Here is a 17332-nt window from a genome sequence, read left to right as displayed (position 1 = left end):
GCAGGTGAATCGCGGCTGATACATTGCCAGCCGCGTAATCAGAACCATTTAATGACTGCCTACAGGCGAAGAAAATGTAGGCCGAACAAGGCGTTTACGCCGCATCCGGCAGTCGTGCTGGGATGGGCATACAAAATGCACGTTCTCGGCAGTCATCATTATTTGTTGTTGCGCAGATCCAGCGCCACGTCGACGATCATATCCTCCTGGCCGCCAACCATCCGGCGTTTGCCCAGCTCAACGAGAATATCCACCGCGCTTAAGCCATAACGCGCCGCCGCCGTTTCACAGTGACGCAGGAAGCTGGAGTAAACACCAGCATATCCCAGCGCCAGCGTTTCGCGATCGACTCGTACCGGTCGATCCTGCAACGGACGCACCAGGTCGTCAGCGGCATCCATTAACGCATAGAGATCGGTCCCATGCGGCCAACCCAGTTTATCCGTGGCGGCAATAAACACTTCCAGCGGCGCGTTACCTGCGCCCGCGCCCATTCCCGCGAGGCTGGCGTCGATTCGGTCGCAGCCCTCTTCCACCGCCGCGATAGAGTTCGCCACGCCAAGACTCAGGTTATGGTGAGCGTGCATGCCGGTTTGCGTTTCTGGTTTCAGCACTGCTTTCAGGGCGCGGAAACGGTCACGGATATCGCTCATGTTCATCGCACCGCCAGAATCCACCACATAAATACAGGTCGCACCGTAGCCTTCCATCAGCTTTGCCTGCTTTGCGAGATTCTCCGGCGTGGTCATATGGCTCATCATCAGAAAACCAACGGTGTCCATTCCGAGCTCGCGGGCATACTGAATATGCTGGGCGGAAACATCAGCTTCGGTACAGTGCGTTGCCACACGAACCACCCGCGCGCCAGCCTGCCAGGCATTTTTCAGATCGTGAATAGTGCCGATTCCTGGCAGCAACAACGTCGCGATTTTGGCGTGCTTCACCACATCCGCCGCTGCTTCAATCCATTCAAGGTCGCTATGTGCGCCGAAACCATAGTTAAAGCTGGACCCCTGCAAACCGTCGCCATGGGCCACTTCAATCGAATCCACGCGGGCATCGTCCAGTGCTTTGGCAATCTGGCGAACGTTTTCCAGCGAATACTGATGACGAATGGCGTGCATACCGTCACGCAACGTGACGTCCGAGATATAAAGTTTTTTACCGTTCATGCCGCTTCTCCTGCCTTGCGCGCCAGTGACTGGGCCATTTTTTCCGCTGTCGCCAGCGCACTGGAAGTCATAATGTCGAGGTTGCCCGCATAGGCAGGCAGATAATGCGCTGCGCCTTCGACTTCCAGCCAGACCGCCGTTTTCAGTCCGGAGAACTGCCCCACGCCCGGCAAATTAACCGGTTTATCCTGCGGGATAACTTCAAACTGCACGCGCTGTTTCAGGCGATAACCCGGTACGTAAGCCTGCACCGCCTCAGCCATTTCATTGATTGAGGCTTCGATATCATCTTGTGAAGCTTCGTCGCTCAATACATACACCGTGTCACGCATCATCAACGGTGGCTCTGCTGGGTTAAGCACAATAATCGCCTTCCCTTTTGCCGCGCCGCCCACCACTTCAATGGCTCGAGACGTGGTTTCTGTAAATTCATCGATATTGGCACGCGTGCCAGGTCCGGCAGATTTACTGGCAATAGAAGCGATAATTTCGGCGTAATGAACACGCGCCACGCGTGAAACTGCCGCTACCATTGGAATGGTGGCCTGGCCGCCGCAGGTAACCATGTTGACGTTCAGTTGATCGACATTCGCCTCGAGATTAACGACCGGCACGCAGTAGGGGCCGATGGCAGCAGGCGTCAGGTCAATTAAGCGAATATCCGGTTTCGCTTCGCGCAAAGCGGCATCGTTTTTCACATGCGCACCCGCGCTGGTCGCATCAAATACAATGTCGATATCAGCAAATTCAGGCATGTTCATCAGCCCGATCACCCCTTCATGGGTGGTGGCGACGCCCATACGTCTGGCACGCGCCAGACCGTCGGACTGAGGATCAATGCCGACCATCACCGCCATCTCCAGATGCTGACCGTGACGCAAAATTTTAATCATCAGATCGGTGCCAATGTTGCCAGAACCGATAATGGCGACTTTACGCTTACTCATGACAGACTTCCTTTTGGCGCTGCGTTTGAAAATGTCGCAGCAACTGAACCTATGCCTTCGATATGGGCTTCAAAACGATCGCCCGCATTTACCGCCACCATCGGACCTAATGCCCCGGTAAGAATGATATCTCCGGCGCGCAGCGGTTCACCCAGGCTGGCCATTTTGCGTGCCAGCCAGACGGCGGCATTAAGCGGATGTCCCAGGCATTCGCTGCCACGCCCACTGGAAACCTCTTCGTTATTACGCGTCATCTTCATGGCGCAGTTTTTCAGGTCTAACCCCGCCGGACGTTGCGCCGGGCCGCCGATGACATACACCCCGCAGGAGGCGTTATCTGCCACGGTATCGACAAACTGAATCGACCAGTCGCGAATGCGGCTACCCACCACCTCCAGCGCCGGAAGTACCCATTCAATGGCGTTATACAGTTCGTCGAAGGTGATATCGGTTGTGGGCAAATCGCGGTTCAACACCAGTGCGATCTCCGCTTCAATGCGGGGTTGCAGAACGCGGGAAAAAGGAATGGTTTCGTTATCGCCATAACACATGTCGGCAAATAATGTCCCGAAATCCGGTTGATCAACGCCCAGTTGTTGCTGCACTTTCGGATGCGTCAGCCCCACTTTACGCCCCACCACGCGACGCCCCTGCGCAACGTCATATTGCACATTTATGTGCTGAATGGCGTAGGCCGCTTCAGCGTTATCGATACCAATCAGATCGCGCAGCGGCGCAATCGCTTCGCCCTGCTCTGCGGCGCGGCGTAAATCCGCCGCCAGTTGCTCAAGAGTATGCTTCGTCATGACCGTTCCTTAAGGGCGTGCGAGGAAATTCAGCACCAGTTGATTGAAAGCGTCGGCATGTTCCCACTGCGCCCAGTGACCACAGTCGCGGAAGATATGCAGTTCAGAACCGGCAATGCCGGACAGCAGACGCAGACCCGCATCCATCGGCACAAAGCGGTCGTTGCGCCCCCAGACAATCAGGGTTTGCGCTTTGATTTCCGCCAGACGTGGGCCAAAATCCGGGAACTGTTTCGGATTGGCTTCCAGGCTCTTAACGAAGTTTTCCAGGTGATCGCGGCGCGACAGCATATTATTCAGGCGCGCTTCAAACAGGGCGTCGGTCAAATCGCTGGTATCAAAAACGAAGATATCCATCATCAGCTTCAGGTTTTCGATAGTCGGCTGACGATAAAGCTGATTCAGTCGCTTAATACCTTCGGTTGGCATCGGCGTAAACAAACTCATGCCGCCCGTACCGCCGCCCATCAGCACCAGTTTGCCGACGCGCTCCGGCCAGTTAAGGGTGAACGCCACAGAACTGTGGCCGCCCATCGAGTTGCCTAGCAGGTGGATTTTGGCGATATCCAGTTGATCCACCACGCTTTTCAGGATTCGCGCATTAAGATCCGATCGCGAACCACTATTAACGATCGAATCGCTCTTACCCCAACCCGGACAATCCAGCAGGATCACCCGATAGCCCGCCTCTACCAGCGGATCGATATTGCGGCTGAAGTTCGCCCAGCCAGTAGCACCCGGGCCGGAACCATGCAGCAGGACAACAGTTTCGTCGCCTTGTCCGCAGTCATTAAAATGGATGCGCAGCGTTTTACCCGCTTCTTCTACATTCAGAAAACAGCTGGTGGCGGCTTCGGTTTGTGGCTGATAACTCATCATCTTCTCCTGCATATTCAGTTCTCTGTTCTGGCGCTTAACGAGCCAAATCCGGCAATCCACTCCGGGATTGGGCGGTAATAACGCCCTTCGCTACGCCAGTTGCCAAACGCAGAAATAGCGGCAAAAGCGGCGACCCAGGTTTTGATTTCATGTGTCGACTTTCCGGCAATGGCGGAAAGCTCTTCGTTACTGACGGCATCCAGTTCCTGTATGCGTCCCTGCTCCAGCAAAGTCATGAACTGGTTATCCCAAATCGGGTTGAGCGGATGCAGCGTTCTCTGATCCTCAACAAACTTCTCAGCGGCGCTAATCACCCGTTGCTGACGCAATTCGCGCTCACTGGCGGGTAAATCTTTCCCGCTCCCCAATAGACGGTCGCGCATATGGGCATCGGCTTTCGCCAGTTCTGGCACCGGCGGCTGATGGGAAAGCCCACCGGACCCAAGGAACAGCACGCGTTTATTGAGAGTGCTGGTGAAACGTCCAATGGCTTCCCCCAACATGCGGGTACGCTGGAAACCGGGCAGCGGCGTGGCGACACCGTTGATGAACACCGGCAGTACTGGCACCTTATCCAGCCCGCCGAGCAGGAACTCCAGCGGCTGGGCGAACCCGTGGTCCACCTGCATACAGTAAGAAACGGCAAGATCGATTCCGCTCTTCATGACGGCATGCGCACAGGCCTCCGCCAGCTCCACAGGCACGGGCAGCTCACCTGCCGCACTGCCGAAATCACCAATTGCCGTCGCCCCAACGCCTAAACAGAACGGTGGCATCACGTCATAGAAAAAGCCGTTGTAGTGATCTGGCGCAAACAGCACCACCAGTTCAGGGGAGAAAGCCGCAATACGCTCGCGGGCGCTGGCAATCACGCCATTGACCTCATCGAGCACCTCTTGCGCCGGGTCGACATACCCCACCAGCGGCGAGTGGGAAAGACAGTGAAGATAAGCGTGCATATCAGGCTACCTTTTCGACAGAAACGTCGGCATCAGGGCGGGTCAGCGTCATCACCGACGCCAGTTTATTCAGGGTCTTGCCCAAGGTTTGCGGAATGGCGGTGGCGGCAACAAAGCGATCCGGGCGCATCACCACCAGCGAAGCATTGTGTTGCGCGAACCAGCTACGCAGGCGACCTTGCGTATCGCCCACGCGTAGTACGCCGTCGTGGTTATCCTGTGCGGTATGAATTTGCACTTCCGGCACCACCTGAATGAAGCGTGTGCCCAACGCGCGCCACTGCTGGATTTGCTCGTCGCTCATCCCCCACAGTGGATTGCATCCCCAGCCAATTACCGCGAAGTTCGCGCCGATCGCGTTATCGAGTAGCGTCACGTCGCCGTTTTCCAGCGTGACTTTCGGCTGAATAAGCATCTTGCCGACCGGAGAGTGCTTCGCTTCGCCCTCACGCACCAGCGCACCGCCGTAATATTGCGGCATCGGCTTGAAGCGCATTTCGAGGAAGTAGCGTTTTACTGGCGGCAGATAATTCAGCAGCCAGGAAACGCCGTCACGTAACGTACCCTGCCAGCGTTTCGGCGGAGCCAGCACGTTGCCCGCCGTCACAGACAGGTCAATCATCGCTTTGGCGTGATCGCGACGTTCTTGTTGATAGGTATCGAGTAGCGCATCACGGGCTTTCCCCTGGATAACCAACGCCAGTTTCCATGCGAGGTTAAAGGCGTCGCGCATACCACTGTTATAGCCCTGCCCCTGCCACACCGGCATGATGTGCGCGGCATCGCCCGCCAGCAGTACGCGATCAATACGAAAACGTTGCGCCAGTCGTGCGTTGTGGGTGTAGACACGCTGGCGAATCAATTCAACATTGTCCGGATTAGGCAGCACTTTGCTTAACAGCTTGCGCATATTTTGCGGCTCACGCAGCTGTTCTTCGGTTTCTCCCGGCATCACCATAAATTCAAAGCGACGTACCGCATGAGGCAGCGCGGCAGAAACATACGGGCGCACCGGATCACAACACAAATAGATATGCGGCGTACTTAACGGATCGTTGGCGATATCTACCACAATCCACTGATTTGGCGCAGTTTTACCTTCAAACGGCACATTCAGAGTGCGACGGACAAAACTTGCCCCACCATCACAGGCCACCAGCCACTGGGCTTTGACCGTTTCCCGCTGCCCTTCTGCCGTTTTCAGGTGCACGGTCACTTCGTCATCTTGCTGGCTGAAGGCCTCCAGCTCGCGGGAAAACAGGCAGCGCACATTCGGAAAACGCGACAATCCTTCCAGCATCACCGCATCGACCTGCGGCTGAATAAAGGCGTTACGGCGCGGCCAGCCAAATTCATCGGTCATTGGCTGAATATCAGCAAAACAGCGACCTTTCGGGGTGAGAAAACGCATCGCGTGCCACGGCGTAGTGTGCGGCAGAACATTATCGACCAGGCCGACCGACTGCATGGTGCGCAGCGCCTCGTCATCAATACCAATCGCACGCGGGTAGTCGATCAACTTATCGAGTTTCTCCACCACCAGCACGTCAATGCCCATCTGGCCGAGATAGTTCGCCATCATCAGCCCGACCGGACCGGCACCAGCAATCGCCACCTGAACGCTATGGTTAACAGCAGGCTGGATGTCAGGGTGTTGTATTGCCATTTCAGTACCTCACGACTCGGACAAAATGCCGTTGCGCGCACAGTACAGCGCAACTTATTTTGTTAAAAACATGTGAATGATTTTTTATTGTGCGCTCAGTATAGGAAGGGTGTTTTCGGCTACAATCAAAACATGCCCGAATGTGCACCAGGTGCACAACGTTGTTTTAACTATAGAAATGTCAATTAATATGCAAAACAATGAGCAGACGGAATACAAAACCGTACGCGGCTTAACCCGCGGTCTAATGTTATTAAATATGTTAAATAAACTTGACGGCGGTGCCAGCGTCGGGCTGCTGGCGGAACTCAGCGGCCTGCATCGCACCACTGTGCGGCGACTGCTGGAGACGCTGCAGGAAGAGGGATATGTCCGGCGTAGTCCCTCCGATGATAGTTTTCGTCTGACCATCAAAGTGCGGCAATTAAGCGAAGGATTTCGTGACGAACAGTGGATTTCTGCACTGGCGGCCCCACTGCTGGGCGAACTGTTGCGCGAAGTGGTATGGCCGACAGATGTGTCCACGCTGGATGTTGATGCAATGGTGGTACGCGAAACCACCCATCGTTTCAGCCGATTATCTTTTCACCGGGCAATGGTCGGGCGACGGTTACCGCTTCTGAAAACCGCCTCGGGCCTGACCTGGCTGGCCTTTTGCCCGGAACAAGAACGCAAGGAATTAATCGAAATGTTAGCCACCCGTCCCGGTGATGACTATCAACTGGCACGGGAACCGTTAAAACTGGAAGCCATTCTGGCGCGGGCGCGCAAAGAGGGGTACGGACAGAACTACCGCGGCTGGGATCAAGAAGAAAAGATCGCCTCCATTGCCGTACCGCTGCGCAGTGAACAACGGGTGATTGGCTGTCTGAATCTGGTGTATATGGCGAGCGCAATGACCATTGAACAGGCAGCGGAAAAGCATCTTCCGGCGCTACAACGGGTGGCAAAACAGATCGAAGAAGGGGTTGAATCGCAGGCTATTCTGGTGGCCGGACGGCGAAGCGGCGTGCATTTACGTTGACACCATCGAATGGCGCAAAACCTTTCGTGGTATGGCATGATAGCGCCCGGAAGAAAGTCAATTCAGGGTGGTGAATGTGAAACCAGTAACGCTATACGATGTCGCAGAGTATGCCGGTGTCTCTTATCAGACCGTTTCCCGCGTGGTGAACCAGGCCAGCCACGTTTCTGCGAAAACGCGGGAAAAAGTGGAAGCGGCGATGGCGGAGCTGAATTACATTCCCAACCGCGTGGCACAACAACTGGCGGGCAAACAGTCGTTGCTGATTGGCGTTGCCACTTCCAGTCTGGCCCTGCACGCGCCGTCGCAAATTGTCGCGGCGATTAAATCTCGCGCTGATCAACTGGGTGCCAGCGTGGTGGTGTCGATGGTAGAACGAAGCGGCGTCGAAGCCTGTAAAGCGGCGGTGCACAATCTTCTCGCGCAACGCGTCAGTGGGCTGATCATTAACTATCCGCTGGATGACCAGGATGCCATTGCTGTGGAAGCTGCCTGCGCTAATGTTCCGGCGTTATTTCTTGATGTCTCTGACCAGACTCCCATCAACAGTATTATTTTCTCCCATGAAGACGGTACGCGACTGGGCGTGGAGCATCTGGTCGCATTGGGTCACCAGCAAATCGCGCTGTTAGCGGGCCCATTAAGTTCTGTCTCGGCGCGTCTGCGTCTGGCGGGCTGGCATAAATATCTCACTCGCAATCAAATTCAGCCGATAGCAGAACGGGAAGGCGACTGGAGTGCCATGTCCGGTTTTCAACAAACCATGCAAATGCTGAATGAGGGCATCGTCCCCACTGCGATGCTGGTTGCCAACGATCAGATGGCGCTGGGCGCAATGCGCGCCATTACCGAGTCCGGGCTGTGCGTTGGTGCGGATATCTCGGTAGTGGGATACGACGATACCGAAGACAGCTCGTGTTATATCCCGCCGTTAACCACCATCAAACAGGATTTTCGCCTGCTGGGGCAAACCAGCGTGGACCGCTTGCTGCAACTCTCTCAGGGCCAGGCGGTGAAGGGCAATCAGCTGTTGCCCGTCTCACTGGTGAAAAGAAAAACCACCCTTCCGCCCAATACGCAAACCGCTTCTCCCCAGGCGTTGGCAGATTCTTTAATGCAGCTGGCGCGACAAATTTCCCGACTCGAAAGCGGGCAGTGAGCGCAACGCAATTAATGTGAGTCAGCTCACTCATTAGGCACCCCAGGCTTTACACTTTATGCGTCCGGCTCGTATGTTGTGTGAAATTGTGAGCGGATAACAATTTCACACAGGATACAGCTATGACTATGATTACGGATTCACTGGCCGTCGTATTACAACGTCGTGACTGGGAAAACCCTGGCGTTACCCAACTTAATCGCCTTGCGGCACATCCCCCTTTCGCCAGCTGGCGTAATAGCGAAGAGGCCCGCACCGATCGCCCTTCCCAACAGTTGCGCAGCCTGAATGGCGAATGGCGCTTTGCCTGGTTTCCGGCACCAGAAGCGGTGCCGGAAAGCTGGCTGGAGTGCGATCTTCCTGAGGCCGATACTGTCGTCGTCCCCTCAAACTGGCAGATGCACGGTTACGACGCGCCCATCTACACCAACGTGACCTATCCCATTACGGTCAATCCGCCGTTTGTTCCCGTGGAGAATCCGACAGGTTGTTACTCGCTCACATTTAATATTGATGAATGCTGGCTACAGGAAGGCCAGACGCGAATTATTTTTGATGGCGTTAATTCGGCGTTTCATTTGTGGTGCAACGGGCGCTGGGTCGGTTACGGCCAGGACAGCCGTTTGCCGTCTGAATTTGACCTGAGCGCATTTTTACGCGCCGGAGAAAACCGCCTCTCGGTGATGGTGTTGCGCTGGAGTGACGGCAGTTATCTGGAAGATCAGGATATGTGGCGGATGAGCGGCATTTTCCGTGACGTCTCGTTGCTGCACAAACCGACCACACAAATCAGCGATTTCCATGTTGCCACTCGCTTTAATGATGATTTCAGCCGCGCGGTACTGGAGGCAGAAGTTCAGATGTACGGCGAGCTGCGCGATGAGCTGCGGGTGACGGTTTCTTTGTGGCAGGGTGAAACGCAGGTCGCCAGCGGCACCACGCCTTTCGGCGGTGAAATTATCGATGAGCGTGGTGGTTATGCCGATCGCGTCACGCTACGTCTGAACGTCGAAAACCCGGCGCTGTGGAGCGCCGAAATCCCGAATCTCTATCGTGCGGTGGTTGAACTGCACACCGCCGACGGCACGCTGATTGAAGCAGAAGCCTGCGATGTCGGTTTCCGCGAAGTGCGGATTGAAAATGGTCTCCTGCTGCTGAACGGCAAGCCGGTGCTGATTCGCGGCGTTAACCGTCACGAGCACCATCCTCTGCATGGTCAGGTCATGGATGAGCAGACGATGGTGCAGGATATCCTGCTGATGAAGCAGAACAACTTTAACGCCGTGCGCTGTTCGCATTATCCGAACCATCCGCTGTGGTACACGCTATGCGACCGCTACGGCCTGTATGTGGTGGATGAAGCCAACATTGAAACCCACGGCATGGTGCCAATGAATCGTCTGACCGATGATCCGCGCTGGTTACCGGCCATGAGCGAACGTTTAACGCGAATGGTGCAGCGCGATCGTAATCACCCGAGTGTGATCATCTGGTCGCTGGGGAATGAATCAGGCCACGGCGCTAATCACGACGCGCTGTATCGCTGGATCAAATCTGTCGATCCTTCCCGCCCGGTGCAGTATGAAGGCGGCGGAGCCGACACCTCCGCAACCGATATTATTTGCCCGATGTACGCGCGCGTGGATGAAGACCAGCCCTTCCCGGCTGTGCCGAAATGGTCCATCAAAAAATGGCTTTCGCTGCCTGGAGAGACGCGCCCGCTGATCCTTTGCGAATACGCCCACGCGATGGGTAACAGTCTTGGCGGCTTCGCTAAATACTGGCAGGCGTTTCGTCAGTACCCCCGTTTACAGGGCGGCTTCGTCTGGGACTGGGTGGATCAGTCGCTGATTAAATATGATGAAAACGGCAACCCGTGGTCGGCTTACGGCGGTGATTTTGGCGATACGCCGAACGATCGCCAGTTCTGCATGAACGGTCTGGTCTTTGCCGACCGCACGCCGCATCCGGCGCTGACGGAAGCAAAACACCAGCAGCAGTTTTTCCAGTTCCGTTTATCCGGGCGAACCATCGAAGTGACCAGCGAATACCTGTTCCGTCATAGCGATAACGAGCTCCTGCACTGGACGGTGGCACTGGATGGCAAGCCGCTGGCAAGCGGTGAAGTGCCTCTGGATGTCGCTCCACAAGGTAAACAGGTAATTGAACTGCCTGTACTACCGCAGCCGGAAAGCACCGGGCAACTCTGGCTAACGGTACACGTAGTGCAACCGAACGCGACCGCATGGTCAGAAGCCGGACACATCAGCGCCTGGCATCAGTGGCGTCTGGCGGAAAACCTCAGCGTGACACTCCCCGCCGCGTCCCACTCCATCCCGCATCTGACCACCAGCGAAATGGATTTTTGCATCGAGCTGGGTAATAAGCGTTGGCAATTTAACCGCCAGTCAGGCTTTCTTTCACAGATGTGGATTGGCGATGAAAAACAACTGCTGACGCCGCTGCGCGATCAGTTCACCCGTGCACCGCTGGATAACGACATTGGCGTAAGTGAAGCGACCCGCATTGACCCTAACGCCTGGGTCGAACGCTGGAAGGCGGCGGGCCATTACCAGGCCGAAGCAGCGTTGTTGCAGTGCACGGCAGATACACTTGCCGACGCGGTGCTGATTACGACCGCTCACGCGTGGCAGCATCAGGGGAAAACCTTATTTATCAGCCGGAAAACCTACCGGATTGATGGTAGTGGTCAAATGGCGATTACCGTTGATGTTGAAGTAGCGAGCGATACACCGCATCCGGCACGGATTGGCCTGACCTGCCAGCTGGCGCAGGTCGCAGAGCGGGTAAACTGGCTCGGATTAGGGCCGCAAGAAAACTATCCCGACCGCCTTACTGCGGCCTGTTTTGACCGCTGGGATCTGCCATTGTCAGACATGTATACCCCGTACGTCTTCCCGAGCGAAAACGGTCTGCGCTGCGGGACGCGCGAATTGAATTATGGCCCACACCAGTGGCGCGGCGACTTCCAGTTCAATATCAGTCGCTACAGCCAACAACAACTGATGGAAACCAGCCATCGCCATCTGCTGCATGCGGAAGAAGGCACATGGCTGAATATCGACGGTTTCCATATGGGGATTGGTGGCGACGACTCCTGGAGCCCGTCAGTGTCGGCGGAATTCCAGCTGAGCGCCGGTCGCTACCATTACCAGTTGGTCTGGTGTCAAAAATAATAATAACCGGGCAGGCCATGTCTGCCCGTATTTCGCGTAAGGAAATCCATTATGTACTATTTAAAAAACACAAACTTTTGGATGTTCGGTTTATTCTTTTTCTTTTACTTTTTTATCATGGGAGCCTACTTCCCGTTTTTCCCGATTTGGCTACATGACATCAACCATATCAGCAAAAGTGATACGGGTATTATTTTTGCTGCTATTTCTCTGTTCTCGCTATTATTCCAACCGCTGTTTGGTCTGCTTTCTGACAAACTCGGGCTGCGCAAATACCTGCTGTGGATTATTACCGGCATGTTAGTGATGTTTGCGCCGTTCTTTATTTTTATCTTCGGGCCACTGTTACAATACAACATTTTAGTAGGATCGATTGTTGGTGGTATTTATCTTGGCTTTTGTTTTAACGCCGGTGCGCCAGCAGTAGAGGCATTTATCGAGAAAGTCAGCCGTCGCAGTAATTTCGAATTTGGTCGCGCGCGGATGTTTGGCTGTGTTGGCTGGGCGCTGTGTGCCTCGATTGTCGGCATCATGTTCACCATCAATAATCAGTTTGTTTTCTGGCTGGGTTCTGGCTGTGCACTCATCCTCGCCGTTTTGCTCTTTTTCGCCAAAACGGATGCACCCTCTTCCGCCACGGTTGCCAATGCGGTAGGTGCCAACCATTCGGCATTTAGCCTTAAGCTGGCGCTGGAACTGTTCAGACAGCCAAAACTGTGGTTTTTGTCACTGTATGTTATTGGCGTTTCCTGCACCTACGATGTTTTTGACCAACAGTTTGCTAATTTCTTTACTTCGTTCTTTGCCACCGGTGAACAGGGTACGCGGGTATTTGGCTACGTAACGACAATGGGCGAATTACTTAACGCCTCGATTATGTTCTTCGCGCCGCTGATCATTAATCGCATCGGTGGGAAAAACGCCCTGCTGCTGGCTGGCACTATTATGTCTGTACGTATTATTGGCTCATCGTTCGCCACCTCAGCGCTGGAAGTGGTTATTCTGAAAACGCTGCATATGTTTGAAGTACCGTTCCTGCTGGTGGGCTGCTTTAAATATATTACCAGCCAGTTTGAAGTGCGTTTTTCAGCGACGATTTATCTGGTCTGTTTCTGCTTCTTTAAGCAACTGGCGATGATTTTTATGTCTGTACTGGCGGGCAATATGTATGAAAGCATCGGTTTCCAGGGCGCTTATCTGGTGCTGGGTCTGGTGGCGTTGGGCTTCACCTTAATTTCCGTGTTCACGCTTAGCGGCCCCGGTCCGCTTTCTCTACTGCGTCGTCAGGTGAATGAAGTCGCTTAAGCAATCAATGTCGGATGCGGCGCGAGCGCCTTATCCGACCAACATATCATAACGGAATGATCGCAATGAACATGCCAATGACCGAAAGAATAAAAGCAGGCAAGCTATTTACCGATATGTGCGAAGGCTTACCGGAAAAAAGACTTCGTGGGAAAACGTTAATGTATGAGTTTAATCACTCGCATCCATCAGAAGTTGAAAAAAGAGAAAGCCTGATTAAAGAAATGTTTGCCACGGTAGGGGAAAACGCCTGGGTAGAACCTCCCGTCTATTTCTCTTACGGTTCCAACATCCATATAGGCCGCAATTTTTATGCAAATTTTAATTTAACCATTGTCGATGACTACACGGTAACAATCGGTGATAACGTACTGATTGCACCCAACGTTACTCTTTCCGTTACGGGACACCCGGTACACCATGAATTAAGAAAAAACGGTGAGATGTACTCTTTTCCGATAACGATTGGCAATAACGTCTGGATCGGAAGTCATGTGGTCATTAATCCAGGCGTCACCATCGGGGATAATTCTGTTATTGGCGCGGGTAGTGTCGTCATAAAAGACATTCCACCAAACGTCGTGGCTGCTGGCGTTCCTTGCCGGGTTATTCGCGAAATAAACGACCGGGATAAGCACTATTATTACAAAGATTATAAAGTTGAACCTTCAGTTTAAATTAGCACTGAAATAAATGTCGGATGCGCCATTGGGCACATCCGACAATAATTCACTCTTCCATTATCTGGCGAAACAAGCGTCGCATCATGCCTCTTTGACCCACAGCTGCGGAAAACGTGCTGGTGCAAAACGCAGGGTTATGATCATCAGCCCAACGACGCACAGCGCATGAAACGCCCAGTCCATCAAGTAATTGCCACTGATACTACGCAGCACGCCAGAAAACCAGGGAGCAAGCCCGGCGATGATAAAACCGATCCCCTGCATAAACGCCACCAGTTTGCCAGCAATAGCCGGTTGCGCAGAGTGATCGAGCGCCAGCAGCAAACAGAGCGGAAATGCGCCGCCCAGACCTAATCCACACACCATTGCCCACAATACCGGCAATTGCAGCGGCAGCCAGATAAAGCCGCAGAACCCCACCAGTTGTAACGCCAGCGCCAGCATCAAAAGTTTCCGCCGATCCTGATGGCGAGCCATAGCAGGCATCAGCAATGCCCCTGCTGCTTGCCCAAGCGTCATCAATGCCAGCAAGGAACCGCTGTACTGCGCGCTGGCACCAATCTCAATATAGAAAGCGGGTAACCAGGCAATCAGGCTGGCGTAACCACCGTTAATCAGACCGAAGTAAACACCCAGCGTCCACGCGCGGGGAGTAAATACCACGCGAACCGGAGTGGTTGTTGTCTTGTGAGAAGAGGCGACCTCGCGGGCGCTTTGCCACCACCAGGCAAAGAGCGCAACAACGGCAGGCAGCGCCCACCAGGCGAGTGTTTGATACCAGGTTTCGCTATGTTGAACTAACCAGGGCGTCAGGGCAGCACCAAGGCCACCGCCGCCCATCAGAGCCGCGGACCACAGCCCCATCACCAGTGGCGTGCGCTGCTGAAACCGCCGTTTAATCACCGAAGGCATCACCGCCTGAATGATGCCGATCCCCACCCCACCGAGCAGTGCGCTGCTAAGCAGCAGCGCACTTTGGGGGTAAAGCTCACGCATCAATGCACCGACGGCAATCAGCAACAAACTGATGGCGACGCTGCGACGTTCGCTGACATGCTGATGAAGCCAGCTTCCGGCCAGCGCCAGCCCGCCCATGGTAACCACCGGCAGAGCGGTCAACAGGGCTGCCACGCTAAAGCTCATTCCACTCGCCTGACGCAATTGCGGTAGCAGTGGTCCGACGGAGGTGAGCAGTGGTCGCATATTAAGACCAATCAGCACCAGAACCAGCAGCATCGTGAACGTCTTTTGATGGTCGCGCATGGTTGTCAGAACGGTTTGGTCGGCAGATATTTGCCATCTAAGGTGATGACCGCGCGTTCGCCACCTTCCGGATCCGCCACTTTCTTAACGTCGAGTTTGAAGTTAATCGCGCTGATAATGCCATCGCCAAACTTCTCATGAACCAACGCTTTCAGGGTTGTGCCGTACACCTGCAACATTTCATAGAAACGATACATCGTTGGGTCGGTTGGAATACGGTCATCAATGCAGCCACGCAGTGGAATCATCTGCAACAGTAGAATGGCGTCTTCGTCGAGATCCAGCTTCGCTCCGACCAGGCGGGCGGCATCGGCAGGAAGCGCCTGCTGACCCAGCAAAGCCGCAGTTACAAAGGCTTCTGCCAGACCGGTGCCGTCGGCAATCTCGGCAAATGAGAGATCTTTTTTAGCTTTGCTGAGCAAAATGGCATCGGCAAGATCAAGACGAATATTGCGGTTAATTTGCGACTGAATCATGGTGGATCTCCTGATGGTTTAAAAATAAGGTTACGCTGCGGTCGGTTGGCGTAGCGGTATGGCACAAACGCGAGGATTAGCGGCCAGTGGCACAAACTGGCGGGTTACGCCGTCAAAAGCTGCGATGCTGCCGCTTTCAATGTCGTAGACCCAGCCGTGCAGGGCGATCCGCCCCTCTTCGAGCGCCAGGCGCACCGATGGATGAGTTTGCAAATTAGCCAACTGAGCAATGACGTTTTCACGTACCATCGCCGCAGCTTTTGACGGTAAATCGGGATGCGGGCGCGCCTCATTAACGACGCGGGCTGAATCGGCATAACGCAGCCAGTGGGAGACGGCAGGCATATGGTCCATGCACTGACAGCTGGCAATGGCGGTCATCGCGCCACAGTTGGAATGACCGCAAATCACAATGTCAGATACCCGAAGCGCAGCGACGGCATACTCCACCGAAGCAGAAACGCCACCGGGTTCCGGCCCGTAGGAAGGGACGATATTGCCCGCGTTGCGAATAACGAACAGATCGCCAGGCTCACGTTGCGTCACCAGCTCAGGGACCAGACGGCTGTCGGAGCAGGAGATAAAAAGTGTGCGCGGGCTTTGCTGTGTCGCCAGCTGTTTAAACAAGGCTTCCCGCTTCGGAAATGCCTCGCGCTGGAATTTAAGGAATCCATCAATAATCTCTTTCACCGTTAACCTCTGTCTGTCTCTGGAATGAGAGGCAGACTACTCGCCGATTGTCATAAGGTAAAAGTCTCATTTATGATGAGTTCTATTGGATTTATTTATAGGTTGGCGAATGCTCTCTCGACATATCAATTATTTTCTTGCCGTGGCTGAACATGGCAGCTTTACCCGTGCCGCCAGTGCGTTGCACGTCTCCCAGCCTGCGCTTTCCCAGCAGATTCGCCAGTTAGAGGAAAGTTTGGGCGTGCCGCTGTTTGACCGTAGCGGGCGAACGATTCGTCTCACTGATGCGGGAGAAGTCTGGCGACAGTACGCCAGCCGGGCGTTACAGGAACTGGGGGCGGGTAAACGGGCGATTCATGATGTTGCCGATCTGACGCGAGGATCGCTGCGTATCGCCGTCACTCCCACCTTTACAAGCTACTTTATCGGCCCTTTAATGGCGGATTTCTATGCGCGCTACCCCGGCATCACGCTCCAGCTACAGGAAATGTCGCAGGAGAAAATCGAAGATCTGCTTTGTCGCGACGAGCTGGACGTTGGGATTGCCTTCGCACCTGTGCATTCGCCGGAGCTGGAGGCAATTCCTTTACTGACAGAAAGTTTAGCGTTAGTCGTGGCGCAACATCATCCGCTGGCTGCCTGTGAACAGGTGGCGTTGAGTCGCTTGCATGATGAAAAACTGGTCCTGCTCAGCGCGGAATTTGCCACCAGAGAGCAAATTGACCACTACTGCGAGAAAGCGGGGCTACATCCACAGGTGGTCATTGAGGCGAACTCAATTAGCGCGGTTCTGGAGCTGATTCGCCGCACTTCCCTTTCCACATTGTTACCAGCAGCGATTGCCACACAACATGACGGGCTTAAAGCGATTTCTCTTGCCCCGCCACTACTGGAGAGAACGGCGGTTTTGTTGCGGCGGAAAAATAGCTGGCAGACTGCCGCTGCGAAGGCATTTTTGCACATGGCGTTGGAGGAATGTGCGGATGTTGGCGGAAATGAATCGCGGTAACCACTGACACAATTGCCTGATGCGCTACGCTTATCAGGCCTACGAGTTCAGTGCTCTACGTAGGCCGGATAAGGCGTTCACGCCGCATCCGGCATAA

At 54.5% G+C, this 17332-nt stretch carries 15 protein-coding genes; 6 read left to right on the top strand and 9 right to left on the bottom strand.

Annotation, left to right across the window (positions count from 1 at the left end):
• Positions 1–158: 158 nt before the first annotated feature.
• Genes mhpE through ACJHX3_RS15995 form a run of 6 tightly spaced genes read right to left on the bottom strand, consistent with a single transcriptional unit; the run spans position 159 to position 6429 of the window.
• Positions 159–1172 carry a 4-hydroxy-2-oxovalerate aldolase gene (gene mhpE, locus ACJHX3_RS16020; protein ID WP_094321702.1) on the bottom strand — a complete coding sequence of 338 codons (1014 nt, stop codon included), beginning with the start codon at positions 1170–1172 and terminating at the stop codon, positions 159–161.
• Entirely contained in the window at positions 1169–2119 is a 951-nt protein-coding gene (gene mhpF / locus ACJHX3_RS16015; protein ID WP_000044314.1) for an acetaldehyde dehydrogenase, read from the bottom strand. Before mhpF ends, mhpE begins: the two co-directional genes overlap by 4 nt.
• Entirely contained in the window at positions 2116–2925 is an 810-nt protein-coding gene (mhpD, locus tag ACJHX3_RS16010; protein WP_094308327.1) for a 2-keto-4-pentenoate hydratase, read from the bottom strand. The genes mhpF and mhpD overlap by 4 nt, the downstream gene beginning before the upstream one ends.
• A 9-nt stretch (positions 2926–2934) precedes the next feature.
• Entirely contained in the window at positions 2935–3801 is an 867-nt protein-coding gene (mhpC, locus tag ACJHX3_RS16005; RefSeq protein ID WP_000121878.1) for a 2-hydroxy-6-oxonona-2,4-dienedioate hydrolase, read from the bottom strand.
• A 17-nt stretch (positions 3802–3818) separates the two neighbouring features.
• Positions 3819–4763: a 2,3-dihydroxyphenylpropionate/2,3-dihydroxicinnamic acid 1,2-dioxygenase gene (gene mhpB, locus ACJHX3_RS16000; RefSeq protein WP_000543457.1), complete on the bottom strand. Its 945-nt coding sequence runs from the start codon at positions 4761–4763 to the stop codon at positions 3819–3821.
• 1 nt (position 4764) lies between these two features.
• The gene (locus ACJHX3_RS15995; protein WP_094308328.1) at positions 4765–6429 is read right to left on the bottom strand and encodes a bifunctional 3-(3-hydroxy-phenyl)propionate/3-hydroxycinnamic acid hydroxylase; all 1665 of its coding nucleotides are present in this window, start codon (positions 6427–6429) and stop codon (positions 4765–4767) included.
• A 190-nt stretch (positions 6430–6619) separates the two neighbouring features.
• Here ACJHX3_RS15995 and ACJHX3_RS15990 point away from each other — a divergent pair, with 190 nt between their 5' ends.
• The 5 genes from ACJHX3_RS15990 (at position 6620) to lacA (ending at position 13791) form a co-directional block, all read left to right on the top strand.
• The gene (locus ACJHX3_RS15990; protein ID WP_097769431.1) at positions 6620–7453 is read left to right on the top strand and encodes a DNA-binding transcriptional regulator; all 834 of its coding nucleotides are present in this window, start codon (positions 6620–6622) and stop codon (positions 7451–7453) included.
• A gap of 76 nt (positions 7454–7529) precedes the next feature.
• Complete coding sequence (lacI, locus tag ACJHX3_RS15985) at positions 7530–8612, top strand: DNA-binding transcriptional repressor LacI (RefSeq protein WP_000805877.1); 1083 nt, start codon at positions 7530–7532, stop codon at positions 8610–8612.
• A 122-nt stretch (positions 8613–8734) separates the two neighbouring features.
• Positions 8735–11809, top strand: coding sequence for a beta-galactosidase (gene lacZ / locus ACJHX3_RS15980; RefSeq protein WP_094308330.1), 3075 nt, complete (start codon positions 8735–8737; stop codon positions 11807–11809).
• Positions 11810–11860: 51 nt separating this feature from the next.
• Complete coding sequence (gene lacY / locus ACJHX3_RS15975; RefSeq protein WP_000291549.1) at positions 11861–13114, top strand: lactose permease; 1254 nt, start codon at positions 11861–11863, stop codon at positions 13112–13114.
• 65 nt (positions 13115–13179) lie between these two features.
• A complete protein-coding gene (gene lacA, locus ACJHX3_RS15970) occupies positions 13180–13791 on the top strand; it encodes a galactoside O-acetyltransferase (protein WP_001445686.1) in 612 nt (203 codons plus the stop codon).
• Positions 13792–13878: 87 nt separating this feature from the next.
• Here the strand turns inward: lacA and cynX are convergent, their stop codons facing one another.
• From cynX to cynT, 3 genes are read right to left on the bottom strand one after another with little or no spacing between them, the layout of a single operon-like run.
• Positions 13879–15060, bottom strand: coding sequence for a cyanate transporter CynX (gene cynX, locus ACJHX3_RS15965; protein WP_089646553.1), 1182 nt, complete (start codon positions 15058–15060; stop codon positions 13879–13881).
• A gap of 5 nt (positions 15061–15065) precedes the next feature.
• Entirely contained in the window at positions 15066–15536 is a 471-nt protein-coding gene (cynS, locus tag ACJHX3_RS15960) for a cyanase (RefSeq protein WP_000616241.1), read from the bottom strand.
• A gap of 30 nt (positions 15537–15566) precedes the next feature.
• Positions 15567–16226, bottom strand: coding sequence for a carbonic anhydrase CynT (cynT, locus tag ACJHX3_RS15955; protein ID WP_094321703.1), 660 nt, complete (start codon positions 16224–16226; stop codon positions 15567–15569).
• A gap of 109 nt (positions 16227–16335) precedes the next feature.
• On the opposite strand from cynT, the gene cynR reads away from it, so the two are divergent.
• On the top strand, positions 16336–17235 hold the full coding sequence (gene cynR / locus ACJHX3_RS15950) for a transcriptional regulator CynR (protein ID WP_000952487.1): 900 nt from the start codon (positions 16336–16338) through the stop codon (positions 17233–17235).
• Positions 17236–17332 lie beyond the last annotated feature (97 nt).

Origin of the sequence: Escherichia sp. WS1265, assembly GCF_046487585.1 — a bacterium.
Taxonomy (GTDB): Bacteria; Pseudomonadota; Gammaproteobacteria; order Enterobacterales; family Enterobacteriaceae; genus Escherichia; species Escherichia coli.
This window is presented reverse-complemented; position numbering and strand designations above follow the sequence as displayed.